This is a genomic window from Skermanella pratensis (assembly GCF_008843145.1).
Classification (GTDB): Bacteria; Pseudomonadota; Alphaproteobacteria; order Azospirillales; family Azospirillaceae; genus Skermanella; species Skermanella pratensis.
In genome coordinates, this window is the sequence record NZ_CP030265.1 from 5,660,470 (window position 1) to 5,681,413 (window position 20,944).

The 20,944-nt window shown below is 67.4% G+C and carries 24 protein-coding genes; 7 read left to right on the top strand and 17 right to left on the bottom strand.

Annotated elements, in window-relative coordinates; genetic code table 11:
- Window positions 1–65: 65 nt before the first annotated feature.
- Window positions 66–491, bottom strand: a complete 426-nt coding sequence (locus DPR14_RS28530; protein ID WP_246148609.1) for a bactofilin family protein — start codon at window positions 489–491, stop codon at window positions 66–68.
- Here DPR14_RS28530 and DPR14_RS28535 point away from each other — a divergent pair.
- Window positions 484–831 (top strand): hypothetical protein, encoded by a 348-nt coding sequence (locus DPR14_RS28535; protein ID WP_246148615.1) that lies wholly within the window; start codon window positions 484–486, stop codon window positions 829–831. The two genes, DPR14_RS28530 and DPR14_RS28535, sit on opposite strands and share 8 nt — an antisense overlap.
- Before the next feature lie 31 nt (window positions 832–862).
- Here DPR14_RS28535 and DPR14_RS26025 read toward each other — a convergent pair whose 3' ends face one another.
- Window positions 863–1,543, bottom strand: a complete 681-nt coding sequence (locus DPR14_RS26025; RefSeq protein ID WP_158047735.1) for an EI24 domain-containing protein — start codon at window positions 1,541–1,543, stop codon at window positions 863–865.
- Window positions 1,544–1,672: 129 nt separating this feature from the next.
- On the opposite strand from DPR14_RS26025, the gene DPR14_RS26030 reads away from it, so the two are divergent.
- Window positions 1,673–2,665 (top strand): adenosine kinase, encoded by a 993-nt coding sequence (locus tag DPR14_RS26030; RefSeq protein ID WP_158047736.1) that lies wholly within the window; start codon window positions 1,673–1,675, stop codon window positions 2,663–2,665.
- Between the two features lie 27 nt (window positions 2,666–2,692).
- On the opposite strand, the gene DPR14_RS26035 is transcribed toward DPR14_RS26030, so the two are convergent.
- The 7 genes from DPR14_RS26035 to DPR14_RS26065 all read right to left on the bottom strand — a co-directional run bounded on the left by DPR14_RS26035 (window position 2,693) and on the right by DPR14_RS26065 (window position 9,073).
- Window positions 2,693–3,619 (bottom strand): ParB/RepB/Spo0J family partition protein, encoded by a 927-nt coding sequence (locus DPR14_RS26035; protein ID WP_158047737.1) that lies wholly within the window; start codon window positions 3,617–3,619, stop codon window positions 2,693–2,695.
- Entirely contained in the window at window positions 3,619–4,404 is a 786-nt protein-coding gene (locus DPR14_RS26040) for a ParA family protein (RefSeq protein ID WP_158048356.1), read from the bottom strand. Before DPR14_RS26040 ends, DPR14_RS26035 begins: the two co-directional genes overlap by 1 nt.
- A gap of 37 nt (window positions 4,405–4,441) precedes the next feature.
- A complete protein-coding gene (gene rsmG / locus DPR14_RS26045; RefSeq protein WP_158047738.1) occupies window positions 4,442–5,050 on the bottom strand; it encodes a 16S rRNA (guanine(527)-N(7))-methyltransferase RsmG in 609 nt (202 codons plus the stop codon).
- A complete protein-coding gene (mnmG, locus tag DPR14_RS26050; protein WP_158047739.1) occupies window positions 5,031–6,896 on the bottom strand; it encodes a tRNA uridine-5-carboxymethylaminomethyl(34) synthesis enzyme MnmG in 1,866 nt (621 codons plus the stop codon). Before mnmG ends, rsmG begins: the two co-directional genes overlap by 20 nt.
- A gap of 224 nt (window positions 6,897–7,120) precedes the next feature.
- Window positions 7,121–8,449, bottom strand: a complete 1,329-nt coding sequence (gene mnmE / locus DPR14_RS26055; RefSeq protein ID WP_158047740.1) for a tRNA uridine-5-carboxymethylaminomethyl(34) synthesis GTPase MnmE — start codon at window positions 8,447–8,449, stop codon at window positions 7,121–7,123.
- A gap of 4 nt (window positions 8,450–8,453) precedes the next feature.
- Window positions 8,454–8,825 carry a (2Fe-2S) ferredoxin domain-containing protein gene (locus DPR14_RS26060; protein ID WP_158047741.1) on the bottom strand — a complete coding sequence of 124 codons (372 nt, stop codon included), beginning with the start codon at window positions 8,823–8,825 and terminating at the stop codon, window positions 8,454–8,456.
- Window positions 8,822–9,073: a DUF6489 family protein gene (locus DPR14_RS26065; RefSeq protein WP_158047742.1), complete on the bottom strand. Its 252-nt coding sequence runs from the start codon at window positions 9,071–9,073 to the stop codon at window positions 8,822–8,824. Before DPR14_RS26065 ends, DPR14_RS26060 begins: the two co-directional genes overlap by 4 nt.
- Window positions 9,074–9,238: 165 nt before the next feature.
- Here DPR14_RS26065 and DPR14_RS26070 point away from each other — a divergent pair, with 165 nt between their 5' ends.
- The 4 genes from DPR14_RS26070 (at window position 9,239) to DPR14_RS26085 (ending at window position 13,640) form a co-directional block, all read left to right on the top strand.
- A complete protein-coding gene (locus DPR14_RS26070; protein WP_158047743.1) occupies window positions 9,239–11,275 on the top strand; it encodes a thioredoxin domain-containing protein in 2,037 nt (678 codons plus the stop codon).
- A gap of 4 nt (window positions 11,276–11,279) precedes the next feature.
- Window positions 11,280–11,744, top strand: coding sequence for a methylated-DNA--[protein]-cysteine S-methyltransferase (locus tag DPR14_RS26075; protein WP_158047744.1), 465 nt, complete (start codon window positions 11,280–11,282; stop codon window positions 11,742–11,744).
- Between the two features lie 138 nt (window positions 11,745–11,882).
- On the top strand, window positions 11,883–12,581 hold the full coding sequence (locus tag DPR14_RS26080) for a dienelactone hydrolase family protein (RefSeq protein ID WP_158047745.1): 699 nt from the start codon (window positions 11,883–11,885) through the stop codon (window positions 12,579–12,581).
- 81 nt (window positions 12,582–12,662) lie between these two features.
- A complete protein-coding gene (locus DPR14_RS26085) occupies window positions 12,663–13,640 on the top strand; it encodes a quinone oxidoreductase family protein (RefSeq protein ID WP_158047746.1) in 978 nt (325 codons plus the stop codon).
- 75 nt (window positions 13,641–13,715) lie between these two features.
- Here DPR14_RS26085 and DPR14_RS26090 read toward each other — a convergent pair whose 3' ends face one another.
- The 8 genes from DPR14_RS26090 to DPR14_RS26125 all read right to left on the bottom strand — a co-directional run bounded on the left by DPR14_RS26090 (window position 13,716) and on the right by DPR14_RS26125 (window position 20,195).
- Window positions 13,716–14,135 (bottom strand): hypothetical protein, encoded by a 420-nt coding sequence (locus tag DPR14_RS26090; RefSeq protein WP_158047747.1) that lies wholly within the window; start codon window positions 14,133–14,135, stop codon window positions 13,716–13,718.
- A 96-nt stretch (window positions 14,136–14,231) separates the two neighbouring features.
- On the bottom strand, window positions 14,232–14,582 hold the full coding sequence (locus DPR14_RS26095; RefSeq protein ID WP_158047748.1) for a helix-turn-helix domain-containing protein: 351 nt from the start codon (window positions 14,580–14,582) through the stop codon (window positions 14,232–14,234).
- Window positions 14,583–14,585: 3 nt separating this feature from the next.
- Window positions 14,586–15,170, bottom strand: a complete 585-nt coding sequence (locus DPR14_RS26100) for a Smr/MutS family protein (RefSeq protein ID WP_246148618.1) — start codon at window positions 15,168–15,170, stop codon at window positions 14,586–14,588.
- A gap of 40 nt (window positions 15,171–15,210) precedes the next feature.
- Window positions 15,211–15,891 carry a LutC/YkgG family protein gene (locus tag DPR14_RS26105; RefSeq protein ID WP_158047750.1) on the bottom strand — a complete coding sequence of 227 codons (681 nt, stop codon included), beginning with the start codon at window positions 15,889–15,891 and terminating at the stop codon, window positions 15,211–15,213.
- A gap of 3 nt (window positions 15,892–15,894) precedes the next feature.
- On the bottom strand, window positions 15,895–17,343 hold the full coding sequence (locus DPR14_RS26110; protein WP_158047751.1) for a LutB/LldF family L-lactate oxidation iron-sulfur protein: 1,449 nt from the start codon (window positions 17,341–17,343) through the stop codon (window positions 15,895–15,897).
- A 62-nt stretch (window positions 17,344–17,405) separates the two neighbouring features.
- Window positions 17,406–18,185 (bottom strand): (Fe-S)-binding protein, encoded by a 780-nt coding sequence (locus tag DPR14_RS26115; protein WP_158047752.1) that lies wholly within the window; start codon window positions 18,183–18,185, stop codon window positions 17,406–17,408.
- Between the two features lie 102 nt (window positions 18,186–18,287).
- Window positions 18,288–19,490 (bottom strand): murein transglycosylase A, encoded by a 1,203-nt coding sequence (gene mltA / locus DPR14_RS26120; protein ID WP_211103879.1) that lies wholly within the window; start codon window positions 19,488–19,490, stop codon window positions 18,288–18,290.
- Window positions 19,491–19,514: 24 nt separating this feature from the next.
- Window positions 19,515–20,195, bottom strand: a complete 681-nt coding sequence (locus DPR14_RS26125; protein WP_158047753.1) for a Tim44/TimA family putative adaptor protein — start codon at window positions 20,193–20,195, stop codon at window positions 19,515–19,517.
- Window positions 20,196–20,373: 178 nt separating this feature from the next.
- Here DPR14_RS26125 and DPR14_RS26130 point away from each other — a divergent pair, with 178 nt between their 5' ends.
- Entirely contained in the window at window positions 20,374–20,937 is a 564-nt protein-coding gene (locus tag DPR14_RS26130) for an FxsA family protein (RefSeq protein ID WP_158047754.1), read from the top strand.
- Window positions 20,938–20,944: the final 7 nt, after the last annotated feature.

The window sequence follows — 20,944 nt, forward strand, 5'->3', positions numbered from 1 at the left end:
GGGGACGAAAAAACCCGCCGGCGGCCCCACCGGCGGGTTCTTCATTCCGGCCAAGGCCCGGAAGCTTACTCGGCGCCGCCGGAATGCACGGCCGGGTAGGGGGAAGCCTGCGCCACCTCGGAAGCCGCCGGCGGCTCGGCCGGGGTCGCCGGCATCCGCGCGATGGAGGCCGAATTGGCGGTCAGCACCTGGATCTCGCCGATCAGCTGGCCGCCGGCCTCGACCTCCAGTTCGCCGTAGCGGATCGAGCCGTTGATCTTGCCGGTGGAGCGAAGGCGCAGGCGGCCACGCACGCTGATGTCGCCCTCGAACCGGCCGGCGATGTCGGCCTCGTCGATCTCGACGCTGCCCTTGAACAGGCCGGACTCTGCGATCTCGATGTTGCGGCCGTCCCGCAGCTTGGCTTCGACCGTGCCTTCGACCACCAGCACGTCGCAGGCGGTGATCTCGCCCGAAAGCGAAATGTCGCGGCCGACGATCAGCTTGCGCATCTCGGTGGCGCTGCTGGACAGGGACGACCCCGAAACGGAAGAGCCGGTCGAAGGCGCCGCCATTCCCTCGCCCATGGGGCGACGCGCCGGGGCACCCGGAATCTCGACCACGCGGCGCGGAATCTCGGGCTTGAAGGAGGTGCTGGAGGACGGCGGTTTGATCGGCGACATATCTTGTCCCTTATCGGCAAACGGGGAACGCACCGGCGGCTCGGTGGCCACCGTTTCGGGCGCGGCCGGCTCGACCGGCATGGCGCCTTCGGATTTCAGCGGTCCGGTGGGCGGTGACTTGCGTCGAAACATGGGCGATGGCCCCCAAGGCAGGGTGGATGACGGCTGACCAAAAATGAGCCGTCATGGTTAACGCTTTATTACTGTTTGGCAGCTCGGTGCAAGTTTCCTGTGAGCCCATAGAAAATGTGCACCATGAAGGCCGTCGCCACAACGGGAACCAGCAGATTGACCAAAGGTATCGTCGAAAAGAAGGCGACGATGACTCCGGCAAGGAACAGCCTGGCACTGTTTGCCTTGCGCAGCGTCCGGGCCGCTGATGGTTTCATCCGCCGGAGCGCCACGAGTTCGAAGTACTCGCGGCTCAGCAGGTAGCCGTTCAGGATGTAGAAGACCGCGATGTTGACGCCCGGGAACAGGTAGACCGGCAGGACGAGCAGGTTGAGGAATACGACGATCGCGAGGAACTTGACCGCGTTCCAGATCTCGGCCCCCAGACCCTGGCCCTCGGCGGGCGGCAGGCCCGGATAGTACCGCCGTTCGACGGACACGGCCACGCGCTCCAGCAGGAGGCCGGAGATGGTCACCACGACGGCCGGGAAGAACAGGTACGCCAGGGCGAACACGCCCAGGCCGCCCAGCACGTCGATGGTCGCGTCCAGCCAGGGCAGTTCCGTGAGCTGGGTCTGGAACAGCAGGATCCAGGCCAAGCCGGCCATGGTGAGGAAGCCCAGGATGGCGCCGAAGACGCTCAGCCAGACGACCTTGCGGACCGGAGGGTCGGAGAGCTGGCCGATGGCGCGGACGAGGGCAGGGATCATGTGAAGCATCGCGATCAGGTTCGAGGGCCGGACTTGTACGGAAGTTGCCGGCCGTTATACTCCGGCCGCACTGATCCTCAAAACCTTCCCGCCAGAACCCTTCCCAACAGAACAAGGATGCAGTCCCGCATGTCCCAGGCCACCCTCGACGTTGTCGGCATCGGCAACGCCATCGTCGATGTCATCGCCCATGCCGACGATGATTTCATCGCATCCAACGGCCTGGAAAAGGGCGCCATGACCCTGATCGACGCCGACCGGGCCGAAGAGCTGTACGGCAGGATGGGACCGGGCATCGAGATGTCCGGCGGTTCCGCGGGCAACACCATGGCCGGCATCGCCTCCCTCGGGGGCAGGGGCGCCTATATCGGCAAGGTGAAGGACGACCAGCTCGGCACCGTGTTCCGCCATGACATCCGGGCCGTCGGGGTCAGTTTCGACAGCAAGCCGGCGACGGAGGGCGCTCCCACCGCCCGCTGCCTGATCCTGGTGACGCCCGACGCCCAGCGGACCATGAACACCTATCTCGGCGCCTGCGTCGAGCTGGGCCCCGACGACATCGACGCGGACCTGATCCGGAGCGCCCAGGTGACCTACCTGGAAGGCTATCTCTGGGACCGCCCGCTCGCCAAGGAAGCCTTCCTCAAGGCCGCCAAGCTGGCCCACGCTGGCGACCGCAAGCTCTCCCTGACCCTGTCCGACAGCTTCTGCGTCAACCGTCACCGGGCCGAGTTCGCCGACTTGGTCGACAACCACGTGGACATCCTGTTCGGCAACGAGCACGAGATCATGGCCCTGTACCAGGTGGACAGCTTCGACCAAGCCCTCGCCGCGGTCCGGGGACGATGCGAGACCGTCGTGCTGACCCGCAGCGAAAAAGGATCCGTCGTCGTGACGGAACGGGACGTGTTCGAGATCCCGGCCGACCCGATCGACCGCCTGGTCGACACCACGGGGGCGGGGGACCTGTTCGCCGCCGGCTTCCTGCACGGCTATACCCATGGCCGCAGCCTGCCCGACTGCGCCCGGATCGCCGCCATATCAGCGGCCGAGGTCATCAGCCATGTCGGCGCGCGTCCGGAAGTGAAGCTGGCGGATCTGGTGGCCCGGAAGCTGGGCTGACGCGAGGCAAGCCGGCTCCGGCCGACCCTACTGCCCCGTCAGGCGCTGGATCACCTCGTCCAGCTGGTCCAGCGTCTGGTACTGGATGCTCAGCGTGCCGCCCTGACCCTGGGCGCTGATGCTGACGCGGAGTCCCAGGCGGCCGGTGATGTCCTGCTCCAGGGCCAGGGTGTCCGGGTCCTTGCCGGGCCGGGATGCGGCGGCCCCGCGGGATGCCGGGGCTGCCGCGCCGACCGGCGCGGGGGGCGCCGGCTCCTCCCTCGGGTTCTGCGCGTCGCGGGCAAGTTGCTCGACCTGCCGCACGTTCAGGCCCTTCTCCACCACCTGATGGGCGGCCGCCACCGGATCGGGGACCGACAACAGGGCCCGCGCATGGCCGGCGGTGATCGAGCCGTCCTGGACCAGCTGCTTCACTTGAAGCGGCAGTGTCAGCAGCCGGAGCATGTTGGCGATATGGCTGCGGCTCTTGCCCAGCGCCTTCGCCAGGGCGTCCTGGGTGTGGCCGAACTCGTCCATCAGCCGCTTGTAGCCCTCGGCCTCTTCCAGGGCGGTCAGATCCTGCCGCTGGATATTCTCGATCAGCGCGATTTCCAGCGCTTCCCGATCCGTGAACTCGCGGACGACGACCGGAACCTGATGCAGCCCGGCGAGCTGGGCGGCCCGCCAGCGGCGCTCGCCGGCGATGATCTCGTAGATCTTGGGATCGTCCGGATGCTGGCGGACCAGCAGCGGCTGAAGGATGCCGCGCTCGCGCACGGAGTCCACGAGGCTCTGGATCGCTTCCTGGTCGAACCGGCGCCTGGGCTGGAACTTGCCGGGCGTGACAAACTCGATCGGCATCTGCCGGGTCTGCTTGCCCTTGTCGGCTGTCTCCACCAGATCGTCGGCGGCAGCCTCGCCGAACAGCGCGTTGAGGCCGCGGCCGAGGTTCGAGCGGCGCTTGTTCTCTTCCATCAGGCGGTCAGCCTCTTCTTCTCACGCTTGAGGACTTCGCTCGCCAGGTGGATATAGGCCTGGGAGCCCGGGCAGCGCAGATCGTAGATCAGCACCGGCTTGCCGTGGGAGGGAGCCTCCGACACCTTGACGTTCCGCGGGATGACCGTGTCGTAGACCTTCTCCCCGAAGAAACCGCGGACATCGGCGGCGACCATGTCGGACAGGTTGTTGCGCTTGTCGAACATGGTGAGCACGACGCCATGGATATCCAGGCCGGGATTGAAGGCGCGCTTGACCCGCTCGATGGTCCGGATCAGGTGGCTGAGACCTTCGAGGGCATAGAATTCGCATTGGAGCGGCACCATGACCGCGTCGCTCGCGACCAGGGCGTTGAGCGTCAACAGGCCCAGTGCCGGCGGGCAGTCGATCAGGACATAGTCGTAGTTCAGGGCGCTGTGGGCGAGCGCCATGCGCAGCCGGTATTCCCGTTGCTCGGCGCCGACCAGCTCGATCTCCGCGCCCGACAGATCCTGGGAGGAGGTGACCACCCAAAGGTTCGGGACCGAGGTCTCGATCGCGGCGTTCTCGACCCGGACCTCCGCGAAGATCACGTCGTAGGTGCCGACCGTGCGGCTCGACCGCTCGATGCCGAGGCCGGTCGAGGCGTTGCCCTGGGGGTCCAGGTCCATGATCAGGACGCGCTTGCCGACGGCGGCGAGAGCGGTGGCAAGGTTGACGGTCGTGGTGGTCTTGCCGACGCCGCCCTTCTGGTTGGCAACGGAGATGACGCGGGCGCGGGACATCTTGGCCTCTGGAGCGACGGTGGAAATGCGGGTGACATCAGGCACGGGACACCTCGCTCACGCGGAGAATGCTGGCGCTGGAGTCGGTGACACTCTGTATCCGATCGACGGTGATATTCCAAGTCTTCGCAGCGATCGATACTTCATCTTCGGCCTGCTGGCCTTTGGGGAACAGGCAAATCGAGCCCGGCGCCAGAAAAGGGGCGGCGAACCCAAGCAGATTGGCCAGTGGAGCCAGGGCCCGGGCGGTCACCACATCGGCGGGGAAGGGTTCGACCTGTTCGATTCGGACCGCATGGATGGTCGCGGTGGCGCCGGTGGCGCGAGCGACTTCCCGCAGGAAAGCGGCCTTGCGCTGATCGCTCTCGATCAGGTGGACCTCGGGAACTCCCAGGATCGCCAGCACCAGCCCCGGAAAACCCGCCCCGCTGCCGAAGTCAACAAGGGTCCGGGCACCCGGCGGAACCAAGGGATGGAGCTGGGCGGAGTCGGCGAAGTGCCGCGTCCACAGATGGGGCAGGGTCCGAGGGCCGACCAGATTGATCGCCGGCTGCCATTTCCGCAGGAGGTCCGCATAGACCTGGAGACGGTTGCGTGTTTCACGTGAAACACCGGGAAAAACGTCCTCAGGCGCTGAGACGGGCATCGCGGCGCTTCACGTGACGGAGCAAGGCGACCACGGCGGCCGGCGTGACGCCCGGAATCCGCGCCGCCGCTCCCAGGGTGGCGGGGCGTGCCTGACGCAGCTTCTGCCGGATTTCCGTGGAAAGGCTGCCGATGGAGTCGACATCCAGGTCCTCCGGCAGCAGCAGGGACTCGTCCTTGCGGAAGGCGCGGATGTCGGCCTCCTGCCTGTCGAGATAACCGGAGTAGCGCGCGTCGATCTCGATCTGCTCCGCGATGTCGCCCGGCATTTCGGAAAGCTCCGGCCACAGGCGGGCCAGCTTGCCCAGGTCCATGTCGGGATAGCGCAGTAGGTCCGCCGCGGTGCGGCGCACGCCGTCATGATTGACGTTGATGCCCTGGCGCGACAATTCGTTGGGAGTCGCCTGAAGACGGCCCACGAGGGCGCGGGCGACTTCCAGGCCCGCCGCTTTCCCGGCGAACCGCTCCGACCGGACGCTTCCCACGCAGCCCACGGCCATGCCCTTCGCGGTCAGGCGCTGGTCGGCATTGTCGGCCCGCAGCAGCAGCCGGTACTCGGCCCGAGACGTGAACATGCGGTAGGGCTCGGTGGTGCCTCGGGTGATCAGGTCGTCGATCAGGACCCCGATGTACGCATCGGCCCGATCCAGCACGAAGGTGTCGCCGCCGCCGCACCGTAGCGCCGCGTTGATCCCGGCCATCAGCCCCTGGGCCGCGGCTTCCTCGTACCCCGTCGTGCCGTTGATCTGTCCGGCCAGGAACAGGCCGGGCAGGCGGCGGGTCTCCAGCGTCGGGGTCAGCTCGCGCGGGTCGACGTAGTCGTACTCGATCGCATAGCCGGGACGCACCATGACCGCGTGCTCAAGCCCGGGAATGGCCTTGAGCACGGCGAGCTGCACGTCACGGGGCAGGGAGGTCGAAATGCCGTTCGGATAGACCGTGTCGTCGTCCAGCCCTTCCGGCTCCAGGAAGATCTGGTGACGCTCCTTGTCGGCGAAGCGGACGATCTTGTCCTCGATCGACGGGCAGTAGCGCGGCCCGACGCCTTGGATCTGGCCGGAATACATCGGCGCCCGGTGGAGGTTCGCGCGGATAGCCTCATGGGCGGCCGAGGTCGTCCAGGTCACGTGGCAGGGAACCTGAGGCGTCGTGATGCGGTCCGTCAGGGTTGAGAACGGGGGAGGCGGGTCGTCACCCGGCTGGCACTCCAGCCCGGCCCAGTCGATGGTGCGGCCATCCAGGCGCGGCGGCGTACCCGTCTTCAGCCGGCCGAGCGGGAAACCGGCGCGCGCCAGGGTCTCGGACAGGCCAAGGGCCGGAGCCTCGCCGACGCGGCCCGCCGGGATCTTCTCCTCGCCCAGGTGGATCATGCCGCGCAGGAACGTCCCCGTGGTCAGGATCACGGCCCCGGCCTGGATCTGCCGGCCGCTGCCGGTGATGACGCCGGCCACCGTCCCGTCGGCACCGATGATCAGGTCTTCCACCGCATCGCCCAGCATGTCCAGGCCGGACTGCTCCGCCAGGACCGCCTGCATGGCTTCGCGGTAGAGCTTGCGGTCGGCCTGCGCGCGGGGACCGCGGACGGCAGGGCCCTTGCTGCGGTTCAGGATACGGAACTGGATGCCGGCACGGTCGATCACCCGGCCCATGACACCGTCCAGGGCGTCGATCTCACGGACGAGATGGCCCTTGCCCAACCCGCCGATGGCCGGGTTGCACGACATTTCGCCGACGGTTTCCAGCTTATGGGTCAGCAGCAAGGTGCGCGCACCCATGCGCGCCGACGCCGCGGCAGCCTCACAGCCCGCGTGGCCACCGCCGACCACGATCACATCATAATTCCGCATGCCGGGCACTTTATTGACTGAACGGGTTGAGGTCAAAGCCGGATTGCCGGGGAGCGGGTGTTTCGAAGCGGGAAGGATCACGGATGAACACGGATAATCAGGATGAACACGGATCTGACCGGCATCGGCTCCGCCCGGCATGTATCCGTGCCCATCCGATCCATCCGTGTGCATCCGTGATCCCTTGAACTTCCCGAACCGGCGCGTTTCACGTGAAACAGCGGTCACTTCCCGATGCAGAAATCCCGGAATATGACATCCAGCAAATCTTCCACATCCACCCGGCCGGTGATCCGTCCCAGTGCGCGGATCGCGATCCGGACATCCTCGGCAGCCAGTTCGGGCAGGGGCGCCGAAAGCGCACGCTCGAGCGAAGCCACGCATTCCTCCAACGCAGACCGATGGCGGGCACGGGTGAGGGCCGGAACACCGGGCGCCTCGAACCGCCGCACCACTTCGGCGGTCAACCTCTCCAGCAACTCGGCGAGGCCGGTTCCCGTCACGGCGGAAACCGCCGACGTCGCGCGTCCGCCGACTGCCATTTCAGGCACAGCGGCGCGGTCGCATTTGTTCAGCACGACCAAGGCATCCTCGTCCACGACCGCCAGGGTCTGCGCATCCAGGTCGGGCAGCGACGTCGCATCGAAAACCGCGAGCTTCAGGTCGGCCTGAGCCGCCCGGGCCAGCGCCCGGCGGATGCCCTCGGACTCGATCTCGTCGGCGGCCTCGCGCAAACCGGCGGTGTCGGCCAGGACGACGGGATAGCCACCCAGGTCGAGGTGGACTTCCACCACGTCGCGCGTCGTGCCCGCGCGCTCCGACACGATCGCCGCTTCCCGCCGGGCCAGCGCGTTCAGCAGGCTCGACTTGCCGGCGTTCGGCGCGCCCAGGATCGCGATGTGGATTCCGTCGCGCAGCCGCTCGCCCCGGTGCTTGTCGTCGAGATGTGCCCGTAGGCCGGCGATCAGGGACTCCAGGACCGGGCGCACCTGGTCGGAAACGCCTTCCGGCAGATCCTCGTCGGGAAAGTCGATGTCCGCTTCCAGATGGGCAAGGGCATGGGTAAGCCGGTGGCGCCAATCCTCGTAGAGCCGGCCCAACTCGCCTTCCATCTGGCGCAGGGCTTGGCGGCGCTGGGCGGAGGTTTCGGCATCCACCAGATCGGCGATGGCCTCGGCGGCGGTCAGGTCGAACTTGCCGTTCTCGAAACCGCGCCGGCTGAATTCCCCGGGCTCGGCGATCCGGAAGCCCGGCAGGGCGGACAGCGCGTCGATCAATCCGGCGACGACCGCCCGGCCGCCATGCACATGCAATTCGGCCACGTCCTCGCCGGTGAAGCTGCGCGGCGCCGGGAACCAGAGCACCAGCCCCTGGTCAAGGAACTCCCCGCTGCGCGGATCGGCAAGCCGGGCGACGGCGGCAATGCGCGGGGCGGGTAGGGGCCGGCCCGACAGGGTCGTGAGAGCGTCGCCGGCCCGGGGTCCGGAGACCCGGACGATGGCGACGCCCCCGCGCCCCGGCGCGGTGGCCGGGGCGAAGATGGTCGGGATCACCGGATCAGGCGGGAGCGACGGAGAGGGACTCGGGCCGGGGCTCCGTCTGGCCGGGCATCAGCATCAGCCGCTCGACCCGCCTGCCATCGATCACGTGGGTCTGCAGGATCTCGTCGATGTCTTCCTGGGACGTGAAGGTATACCAGACGCCTTCGGGATAGATCACCAGGGCAGGCCCCAGTTCGCACCTTTCCAGGCAGCCGGCCGAGTTGACCCGGACCTTCGGCTCCAAACCCAGTTCCTTGGCGCGGGCCTTCATGTAATTCCGAAGCTTCTCCGACCCCTTCGCGGCGCAGGAACCGCGCTTGGCACCCTCGGGACGCAGGTTCGTGCAGCAGAAGACATGGCTGCTGTAGATCAGTTCCGGATCACTCACTTCTTTCCATCCTTGCCCATGGCGTTGCTCATCTGGGTCCAGAAGATCTTCTGCATCTGCTCGAAACCCTGCAGGCCGGCAGGCAGCCAGGTCTTCAGCATCGCTTCCGGTTCCATGACCTGCAGGTTGGCACTCATGCGGTCCTGAATCTGTTGCATCAGGGCATCCTGCATCGGCTTCACATCCGGCAAACCGAAGAAATGCCGTGCTTCTTCGGGAGTACAATCGATGTCGACGGTGATTTTCATGCTCGAAACCTCTTGGGCCACGTCCCCCGCCGGGGTAGCCCCACGCAGATTGGGGTTGAGCGCACTCGTCGGCGCGCTTCACTATACAGATAGGATGTGCAAGCGCAACGACAGCACCCGTTCTTTGCCGCAATGCCGCAACCCTCTCAGATAAAGGCGAGCACCATGTCCGCAAACATGCTGGCCCATGAAACCAGCCCCTACCTGCTCCAGCACAGGGATAATCCGGTGCACTGGATGCCCTGGGGAGATGAGGCCTTCGACCGCGCGAGGAAAGAGGGAAAACCGATCCTGCTGTCGATCGGCTACGCGGCCTGCCACTGGTGCCATGTGATGGCCCATGAGAGCTTCGAGAATCCCGAGATCGCCGGGCTGATGAACGAGCTGTTCGTCAACATCAAGGTGGACCGGGAGGAACGGCCCGATCTCGACACCATCTACCAGTCCGCCTTGGCGCTGCTCGGACAGTCCGGCGGCTGGCCCCTGACCATGTTCCTGACGCCCCAGGGCGAGCCGTTCTGGGGCGGGACCTATTTCCCGCCAGCATCGCGCTACGGCAGGCCCGGTTTGCCGGAGGTACTGCGCGGGGTGGCGGCGACGTACCATGAAGAGCCGGAGAAGGTGACCCGCAACGTCACGGCTCTGAAGGACAGCCTGGAGAAGCTGGCGGAGAACCATTCCGGCGGCTCGATCACGCCGGGCGTCTTCAACCAGGTGGCCGACCGGCTGGTCCGCGAGGTGGATCCCTTCAACGGGGGCATCGGGTCGGCGCCCAAGTTCCCCCAGACCTCGCTGTTCACCCTGCTGTGGCACGCCTGGAAGCGGACGGGCAGGGAACCCTGCAAGACCGCCGTGACCAACACGCTCGGCCGCATGTGCCAGGGCGGCATCTACGATCATCTCGGAGGCGGCTTCGCGCGCTACTCCACCGACGACCGTTGGCTCGCCCCGCATTTCGAGAAGATGCTCTACGACAATGCCCAGCTCATCGATCTGCTGACCCTGGTCTGGCAGGAGACAGGCGAGCCGCTGTTCAAGATCCGCGTCGCCGAGACGGTGGACTGGGTCCTGCGCGAGATGCTGGCGGAGGATGCCGGCGGCGGGCGTGTCGCCGGGTTCGCCAGCACGCTCGACGCCGACAGCGAAGGCGAGGAGGGGCGTTTCTACGTCTGGTCGGAACGGGAGATCGACGACATCCTCGGCCCCGACGCCGCGGTCTTCAAGGCGGCCTACGACGTCACCCGCCAGGGCAACTGGGAAGGCACCAACATCCTGAACCGCACCGCCAAGCCGGAGCTGGGCGACGAGGACCACGAGGCGAGCCTTGCCCGGATGCGGGCCATTTTGTGGCAGGCGCGCGAGCGCCGCATCCATCCCGGATGGGACGACAAGGTGCTGGCCGATTGGAATGGGCTGATGATCGCGGCGCTCGCTCGGTCCGGCTTCGTGTTCGGCCGGCCGGACTGGACCGCCGCCGCCGCCGCGGCGTTCGACTTCGTGACCGGAACCATGGTCCGGGACTGCAGGCTGTACCACACCTGGCGCCGGGGACAGCTGAAGAACCCGGCCTCGCTCGACGACTACGCCAATATGGCCCGCGGCGCGCTGGCCTTGTACGAGGTGACCGGGGAGCCGCGTTATCTCGACCGGACCCGCGGCTGGGTCGAGGTGCTGGACCGGCACTACTGGGACCAGGACAGCGGCGGCTACTTCTTCACCGCCGACGACGCCGAGCGCCTGATCGTGCGTACCAAGACCGCCCACGACAACGCGGTTCCCGCCGGCAACGGCACCATGGTCGGCGTGCTCGCCCGGCTGTTCAACATGACCGGGGACGACAGCTATCACCAGCGGGCCGAGGCGGTGGTCCAGGCCTTCTCCGGCGAGCTGACCCGCAACTTCTTCCCCCTTTCCACGCTGCTCAACAACACCGAACTGCTCTATACTGCGATCCAGCTCGTGGTGGTGGGGAACAGGGGAGCCGCCGACACCGAAGCCCTGCTCGACACGGTCCGGGCGACCTCGTCTCCATCGGTGGTGATGACCCTGCTGGCCCCGGAGACCGGCCTGCCCGACGGGCACCCGGCGAAGGGCAAGGGCATGGTGGCCGGCAAGGCGACCGCCTATGTCTGCGCGAACATGACCTGCTCCGCCCCGATCACCGACGCTGCCGACCTCAAGATCAACCTGACGAGGAAGTGACGGCATGGGACGCCTGACCATCGAAAGCCCGCTGGGACGCCTGAACCTCACCAGCCTGGACGGCGCGCTGACGGCGCTGGACTGGGACACGGGCGAGACCGCGGCCGACCGCGACGCCGTGCTGGACGAGGCGGCGCGCCAGCTCCGGCAATATTTCGACGGGCACCGCACGGTCTTCGACCTGCCGATGCGCCCGCACGGCACCCTGTTCCAGAAGCGGGTCTGGGCGGCGATGGTGGAGATCCCGTGCGGCAGGACCGCGACCTACGGCGACCTCGCCCGCCAGCTCGATTCCGCCCCCCGGGCCGTCGGCGGGGCCTGCGGCCGCAATCCCCTGCCGATCGTGATCCCCTGCCATCGCGTTGTCGGCGGGGCGGGGAAGGGGGGCTATTCGGGCTTCGGCGGGCTGACCACCAAGGACTGGCTGCTGGGCCACGAGGCGCTTCTGATGCACGCCCCCGTATCGTGACCTGATCCGACCTGAGTACACCCGTATCGTGACAAGGCGCCACGGCGCCTATATCGTGTCGTCGCCAGCGCGGCCCGAGGTCATACCTCGGGCCGGAACCCATGATCCACGGCACAGTTCAAGAAAGAGAAGGGTGGAATGACCGACGTTACGATCAACGCGGCCGACGGCGGCACCTTTACCGGATACCTCGCGAAGCCTGCCGGAGGCACCGGACCCGGCATCGTGGTGATCCAGGAGATTTTCGGCGTCAACCATGTGATGCGGGAGATTTGCGACGATCTGGCCGCTCAGGGCTACCTCGCCCTTTGCCCCGATCTGTTCTGGCGCCAGGAGCCCGGCATCCAGATCACCGACAAGACCGACGAGGAGTGGGCCAAGGCCTTCGAGCTGTACAAGGGCTTCAGCGAGGTCAAGGGCGTGGACGACCTGATCGCGGCCCTGGGCGTCCTGCGCGATACCGAGGGCTGCAACGGCCTGGTCGGCACGCTGGGATATTGCCTGGGCGGCAAGCTCGCCTACCTCATGGCGACCCGGTCCAACGCCGACTGCTCGGTCTCGTACTATGGCGTCGGGATCGAGAAGAACCTCGACGAGGCGAGCGCCATCACCAAGCCGTACCTCGCCCATATCGCCGAGAAGGACCAGTTCGTCCCGGCCCCGGCCCAGCAGCAGATCCGCGACGCGCTGTCCAAGATCTCCTGCGTCACCGTCCACACATATCCCGGCTGCGACCACGCCTTCGCCCGCGTCGGCGGCGCCCATTACGACAAGCAGGCCGCCGACCTGGCGAACCAGCGCACGGCCGCTTTCCTGAAAGAGCATCTGACGGCCTGAGCCGGCCCCTGCAAACCAGGAAGCGACACGTCCAGAAGCGGCACGACAAGCACGACAAGAACGAGAGGGAGTCCGAAGACAATGGTTCACGCCATCCGCTTTCATCAGGCCGGCGGTCCCGAGGTCCTGAAATGGGAGGAGGTCGAAGTCGGCGGCCCCGGACCAGGACAGGTCAAGATGCGGCAGTCGGCGATCGGGCTCAACTTCATCGATACCTACCACCGCAGCGGTCTTTACCCGGTCCCCGAACTTCCCTGCATCCCCGGCATGGAAGGGGCGGGCGTGGTCGAATCGGTCGGCGAGGGGGTCGCCAGCTTCCAGCCCGGCGACCGCGTCGCCTATGCGGGCGGCCCGATCGGAGCCTATGCCGAGGTTCGCCTGATGCCGGCGGACAAGCTGGTCCCGCTGCCGAGCTGGATCGACGACCGCCAAGCGGCGGCGATGATGCTGCAGGGCATGACCGCCCAGTTCCTGCTGCGGTCCTGCCACAAGGTCCAGCCGGGCGAAACGATCCTGGTCCATGCCGCGGCCGGCGGCGTTGGCCTGATCCTCTGCCAGTGGGCCCGCAAGCTGGGCGCCACCGTCATCGGGACAGTCGGATCCGACGAGAAGGCGGAGCTGGCTCGGGAGAACGGTTGCACGCACCCGATCGTCTACAGCCGCGAGAACTTCGTCGAGCGGGTGAAGGAGATCACCGGCGGAGCGGGGGTGCCGGTGGTCTATGACTCGGTCGGAAAGGACACCTTCATGAACAGCCTGGACTGCCTGCACCCGCGGGGCCTCATGATCCTGTTCGGGCAATCCTCGGGCGCGGTGCCTCCGGTCGATCTCGGCATCCTTGCGGCCAAGGGATCCCTCTATGTCACCCGGCCGACGCTGTTCTCCTACACGGCGAAACGCGACGACCTGATGACCTGTGCGGCCGACCTGTTCGACGTGGTCCATAGCGGCGACGTGAAGATAGAGGTTCGCCAGACTTTCCCGCTCCGCGACGCGGCCGAAGCCCACCGGGCACTGCATGCCCGCGCCACCAAGGGGTCGTCGCTCCTGCTGCCGTGACGTTTCACGTGAAACACGCCGATCCCGGCATCTCCACAATCAGCCCCCCAGTCAGCGCCCCAGTCAGCCCCCCAGTCAGCGCGGTGTCGGGATCACAGCCATGCAGGTTTCCACGATCGTGCCGCAGGACTCCAGGTCGCGGCCCTGGTTGTAATCCAGGCTTTCGACGGTGCCGTCCCGTATGGTGAAGGTCGCCTCGCACTGGAAGTTCTGGCGGTGCACCGTCGTCCGCGGACGGATGAAGCGCCGCCCGCCGATCCCGATACCGTCATAGTCGGTCTCGACCTGCGTGAAGGTCATGCCCCGCACATAGGTCAGCCGCTCGGTATCTCCGACCTGCTGGGTACGGTCGGGAACCCCGGCGCAGGAATAAAGCAGTTCCTTCGGCATTCCGACCAGCGCCGTGTTTGCCCGAGCCGCCGCTTCCGTCCGCGGATTGGCGCATCCTCCCAGCACGGCCGCCGCCAACGCCAGCATGACTATGGACCGGATCATCGATGCCTCCCTCGTCACCCGATTCAACAGGGTGATGATGCCATTGGTGCCGGTCCGGGTGCCTGACGCTTCCGGAGCAGCGTTTCGATGGGGAACCTACCGGTTCAGCACTTCCAGAAGCCGGTCTATGGTCGCCTCGTCAAGCGACCGGATGCGGTCGGCCAGCAGGTTCGCGACCAGGGTCGCCTTCGGCGTCAGGCCGGACGTATCGACCACGATGCGCGGGTGGCTCATCTCCGCGAGCCGTTCCACCGCCTCGGCCTCGTCCCAGAAGATCTGGAAATAGGCGCAGATCTGCCGGACCAGCATGATCGACGGCTGACCGCGCTTGCCATGCTCCAGGGCGGAGAGATAGGCCGACGAAACTTCCAGCTCATCGGCCATCTGCTTCAGGGTGACGCCGCGCTGGGCGCGCAACTCGCGGATATGGGCACCGAAGGGAGTCACGAATCAACGCCGTCGTTTCAGCAGGACATAAAGCGCGCCGTCGCCGCCGTCCTTCGGCTGGGCGCGCTGGATGGCGAGCACCAACGGGCGGAGCGGCGATTCGTTCAACCAGCGCGGAACGATCTGGCGCAGGATTCCGGCGCCCTGGCCGCCCGAGCCCTTTGCGGCCGATCCCTTGCCGGTGATGACCAGGACCATGCGGCGCTGTTCGTGCCAGCCGCGCAGGATGAACGAGTTGAGCGCCGCGTGGGCCTGGGACTGGGTCATGCCGTGAAGGTCGATCCGGCCCTCGATGCCGAGGCGGCCCCGGCGCATCCGGTCGTCGGTCCGGCGGTCCAGCCCGGGCGGCGATGCGGGGTCCAGGGCGGGCAGCCGGTTGCGGTGGCCGGAAACGGCGAGACCGCCACCGCGTCCCGGCGACCCGTCCGGCACGGCCGGGGAGATCTCGACCGGCAGCGCCGGAAGCGCGGGGGAGGGTGCCGGCGGATCGGGGATCTCGCGGCCGGGCAGGGGATCGGTGTCACGCATCGCCATGCGCCAGAGGCTGTGCTCGTCGGACGTCACGGTGCGGCGGCGGCGTGGGGGCATTCTGTTCATTTCGTCTCCACGTCGCCCGCCGCCCGCGTCCTCAGACGCCCGCGCCGTCGATCAGCAGGATGTGGAGGCGCCGCGGGCCGTGCGCGCCGAGCTGGATGGTCTGCTCGATGTCGCCGGTACGGGATGGTCCGGTGATGAAGTTGACGGTCCGGGGCATGTCCCGCCCGCGCCGCCGCAGGGCATCCCAGCCGTCCTCGTAGCTGCCGACGATCTGGTCGGCCCGCAGCACGACGATATGGGTGTCCGGCATCATGTTCAGCGTGGTCGGATGCTCGGGGCCCGACAGCATCATCAGGGTGCCGGTCTCGGCGATGCCGGCGAAGGCGGCGGTCACGCTGGTGAGGTCGCGGTCCGCCGCCCGGCCGCGGTCCACGGTCACGGTCGGCCGCTTGTTCCACGGGACGGTGTCGAGCCGCGGGTCTGGGGCGACCTTCACCTCGGCCGGCAGGTTCTGGCTCGCCAGGTAATCGGCCACCGCGTGGGGAACCCGCGACAGGTTCGGCAGGCGGTCGACCGTCGCGGCCACCTCGGTCACCATGGAGACGAACAGGTCCACCTTGTCCGACGCGGACAGGTTGGTCCGGTCGGGCACCAGGTTGCGCCGATGCTCCGTCAGCCGGCCGTCCACGGCGGCGGCCATCTCCGGGCTGGCGCCGTCGCGCTTCAGGGAGCGGCGGATGCTGGTCAGGATCTGGGTGCGGGCTTCCGACATGGTTCAGGCCGCCTTCCCGCCGGATCCCCGGCCCCGATCCGCTTGGCGCTGCGCCCAGAGCTGCTGGAAGGTCCTGCCCTCGGGCGCCGGCATGTCGCGCCAGTCGGTCCAGCCCCGGGCCAGCGGCAGCGAGCGGAAGCGGCCCTTGCGGCGACCGAGCAAGCCCAGCATCCCGGTCATCGTGTTGGCCCCTATCCGGTACAGTTTCGGCCGCTTGGCGAACCAGGCCCACAGCCCCAGCCCGTACCGGTAGGCCTGGGGCGCCATCTTGTTCTGGTACTCGCGCTCGCGCCAGTGCCGCATCATGCGGGGCAGGGGGATGCGCATGGGACAGACGCTCTCGCACTTGCCGCAGAAGGTCGAGGCGTTCGGCAGGTGCCCCGCCTCCTGCACACCGATCAGGCTGGGCGTCAGGACCGACCCCATCGGCCCGGGATAGACCCAGCCATAGGCGTGGCCCCCCACGGCGCCATAGACGGGGCAGTGGTTCATGCAGGCGCCGCAGCGGATGCAGCGGAGCATGTCCTGGAACTCGGTGCCCAGCATGCCCGTGCGGCCGTTGTCCAGCAGCACCACGTGGAACTGCTCCGGCCCGTCCAGGTCTTCCGGCCGCCGCGGCCCGGTCGAGAAAGTCGTGTAGGAGGAGAACTCCTGGCCGGTCGCCGAGCGGGCCAGGACGCGCAGGATGGTCGAGGCGTCCTCCAGCGTCGGGACGACCTTCTCCAGGCTGGCCAGCACGATATGCACCTTGGGCAGTGTCTGCGTCAGGTCGCCGTTGCCCTCGTTGGTCACGATCACGGTGGAGCCGGTCTCGGCTATCAGGAAATTGGCGCCGGTGATGCCGACGTCGGCGGCCAGGAACTTCTGGCGCAGCATCTGGCGCGCCTCGTTGACCAGCGCCCGCGGCTCCTCCAGGGAACGGTTCGGGTCCAGGCCAGTGTGTGTCTTCATGAAGGTCGCGGCCACGTCCTCCTTGTTGAGGTGGACGGCCGGCGCGATGATATGGCTGGGCGCTTCCTTGCGGAGCTGGATGATGTACTCGCCCAGGTCGGTCTCGACCGGCTCAAGGCCGTTCTTCTCCAGATGGTCGTTGAGCTCGATCTCCTCCGCGATCATCGACTTGCCCTTGGTCACGACCTTGGCATCCACCGAGCGGCAGATCCGCAGGATCGTGTCGCGCGCCTCGCCCGGCGTGCGGCACCAATGGACGTGACCGCCGTTGGCCGCGACCTTTTCCTCGAACCGTTCGAGATAGAGGTCGAGATGGTCGAGCACGTGGTTCTTGATGTCGCGCGCCTGGTCGCGCAGCTGGTCGAACTCCGGCAGGCGGTCGACCGCCCGCGTCCGCTTGTCCTGGAACCCGACCTTCATCTTGCCCAGCGCCCTCTGGAGGCGTTCGTCAGCCAGCGCGCCGTGGGCATTGTCCTTGAAGGCGTGACTCGTGCTCTGCATCTCAGGCGTTCCTCAACACTCGACCGGAGTTCCCTGGTCCCGGGTCACCTATATACCGCACATCAGCGGGCGCGGGTGTCGCCGATTGGCGGCGTTTCGTCGGTCATGCCGGCCAGCACCTCCGCGACGTGCCGGACCTTCATCGCGGCACCCTCGCGCTTCAGCTTGCCCGCCATGTTCAACAGGCAGCCCATGTCGCCGGCAAGCAGCGTGTCCGCCCCGGTACGCTGGATATCGGCGATCTTTTCGCCGACCATCTTGTTGGAGATTTCCGGGTACTTGATGCAGAAGGTGCCGCCGAATCCGCAACAGACCTCCGCTCCCGGCAGTTCCGCAAGCGTCAGCCCCTCGACCGAGCGCAGCAGCGCCCGCGGCTGCTGCTTCACCCCCAGCTCACGAAGGCCGGAGCAGCTGTCGTGATACGTGATGGTGCCGGCATAACGGGCGTCGACGGCGTCCAGCCCCATGACGTCGACCAGGAACGAGACCAGCTCATAGGTTCGGTGCTTCAGGTGGGCGGCGCGCTGGGCCCATTCCGGCTCGTCCGCGAACAGCTCGCCGTAATGCTCCTTGATCATGCCCGCGCACGACCCGCTGGGTGCGACCACATGGTCGAAACCTTCGAACGCCTCGATCACGCCGCGGGCGATCTCCTTGGTGTCGGCCCGGGCGCCCGAATTGTAGGCTGGCTGGCCGCAGCAGGTCTGGGAGGCCGGCACTTCCACCGAGCAGCCGGCGTCCTCCAGCAGCTTGACCGCGGCGAAGCCCACGGTCGGCCGGAACAGGTCGACCAGGCAAGTAACGAAAAGCCCCACGCGGGGCGTCTTTATCTCGCTGTCCATTGTTTCCGTCCCCGCGGCGCTGGATCTCCAGGCCGGATTGGTGCCATGTGCCGTGTAATTAGTTGGTATTACCAGTCGTGGCAACCACCATCGCCCGGCGCTTCAGCCGACCGGCGCCACCGCGCGCGGGATCAGCAGATGGTAGCGGCCGGGACTCCGCATCTTCCCGGCCCGCAGCTCGGCCTCGGGTCCATGGCCCCAGAACACGTCGCCGCGCACGACGCCCCGGATGGCGCCGCCGGTGTCCTGCGCAACCATCAGGCGGCGGACCCGCGCAGCGGCGTCGAGCGGATCCTGGGCGTCGAGCCAGACCGGCACGCCATAGGGCACGAAGGACCGGTCGACCGCCAGGCTGCGGCCCGGCGTCAAGGCGACGCCCTGGGCTCCCACGGGACCCTCGCCGGTCAACGGCCGGAAGAAGACGAAGGAGGGATTCCGGTTCATCAGGTCGGCGGCCTCGGCCGGGTGGGCATCCAGCCAGTCCCGGATCGACTGCATCGACACCGTCTCACGGGTCAGCGCACCGCGGGCGATCAGCTCGCGGCCGATCGCGACGTAGGGATGGCCGTTCTGGCCGTCGTAGCCGACCCGGACGACGCTGCCGTCCTCCATCACGACCCGGCCGGAGCCCTGGATATGCAGGAAAAAGGCGTCCACCGGATCGTCGACCCAGACCATCTCCAGGCCTCGGCCCCTCAAGGCGCCGTCCTCGATCTTCGCGCGGTCCTCATAGGGGCGTAGCCTGCCGTCGACCACGCGCCCGGCGATCCGCTCGCCCCTCATGGCGTCGCGGAACTCGCCCAGGTCGACCATCACCAGGTCGTCGGGCTTTCGGTAGAGCGGCACCGAGTAGCGCCCGCCCGCCAGGGCCGAGCCGCGCAGTTCCGCCTCGTAGTAGCCGGTGAACAGTCCCTCGGGCTTGTCGTTGTCGGCCGCCGCATAGGGCAGGAACCAGGTCTCGAAGAAAGCCCGGGCGGCGCCATGGTCGCCGCGCGGCACCCGCGCCAGCGCCTCGCAGGGGGCGATCCAGTCGGCGATCCTGCCCGCGGCACCCAGGGCCCGGTCGGCCGGCTGAACCACCAGCTTGCCGCACGACTTGGCGAAGGCGTCGAGCGCATCGGCCTGGGTATCGGTCTGCCAGCCCGGCAGATCCTCGAACCGCGCCGGGGTCAGCGTCAGCTTGGGCGGGACGGTTTCGGCCTCCTTGGGCGCCTCCGGCGCGCAGGCGGCGAGAAGGAACGCCAGGAGGACGGCCGGCAACGCGGCGAGCGCGGTGCCGGTGGTCTTCATGAAGCGGGAAAGCATCTACCCAATCGGCCCCATGGCCCGTCAGTTCGGAACGCGGGTCTCGATCAGGGTCCAGTTCGGATTCCGCGAGCGGGTGTTGCGCGCGAAAGTCCAGATATCCACGACCTCCAGCGGCTGCTCGGGATCGCCGTCGATCACCTTGCCCGCCTTGTCGCGCGTGATGTTGACCTGGTCGCTGACGAACTTGACCGTGACGAAGGCGGTCCGGCCTTCCATCCGAGCCTCGATCAGGTCCGAGTCGCGGATGCCGATCACTTGGGTCTCCAGGCTCTCGCCGGCAGCCTGCCGGGTGCGGATCGCGGCGGCGAAATTGTCGTAGACGTCGTCGCTCAGCAACGGCCGAAGCGTCGGCGTGTCGCCCTGCGCGAAGGCGGTGACGACCATCTCGAACGCGCCACGGGCGCCCTGGACGAAGGTCTTTTCGTCGAAGGTCGGATCGTTGGCCTGGATCTGCGCGATGCCAGCCGCGAGCGAGTAGGGCTCGTCGGGAGCCGGTGGTGGAAGGTCCACGGGCAGGCGCCCGCGATCCGGCAACGTCACGACGTTGTCTCCACCCTCCTGGCCTGGCCGCGGAGTATACGGGTTGGGTCGCTGGCGCTCCTCACCGTGACGCCGGCCCAAAACGCCGCGCAGCCGATACACGAGAAAGGCTGCGATCATGGCGAATATCAGGATATCGATGAAATAAAACCCCTCGCCCATTGAACATGTCCTGGTCGGTTCGCCCTAGACCGTCAGCCGGGCGCGTATTAACTGTACCGCGTGAAGAGCGTATGTGTACGGTGTCAGCCGAATCCCCGTACCGGTAATCCCCGTACCGGTTTCGACAAACGCCTCTTTTCGTAGATAGGCCGTTACCGGGGAAAGAGCAAGGACACGCATGTACATCCTCCTCGCATTCATCATCCTTCCGATCATAGAAATCGCCGTATTCATCCAGGTGGGCGGCTTGATCGGCTTGTGGCCGACCCTTGCCCTGATCCTCCTGACGGCTTTCGCCGGGGCGGCGTTGCTGCGCGTGCAAGGCTTCGCGGTGGCTCGGCGGGCTCAGGAGAGCCTTGCCCGCAACGAACTGCCGGTCGCCGAGGTGTTCGACGGTTTCTGCCTGGTCGCGGCGGGAGTGCTCCTGCTGACACCGGGCTTCGTGACTGATACGCTCGGCGCCCTGCTTTTCATCCCGGCCTTCCGGGGTTTTCTTCGCCGCCGCCTGATCGCCCTGCTGGGCAAGCGCGGCGGCATGCGCGTGTTCGTCGACGGAATGGAGGTGAATCCCGACGATCCCTTCGCCCGCAGGACGAACAGGCCGCCGCCCGGCGTGATCGAGGGAGAGTTCACCGATGTCACGCCCGGTCCCCCGGACCAGACCGACCTTCCCCCGCCCGGCAGCCCCCCGCCCGATAGCCCCCCGCCCGATAGCCGGTGGCGCCCTCCCCATGGCCGGTGACATCCCA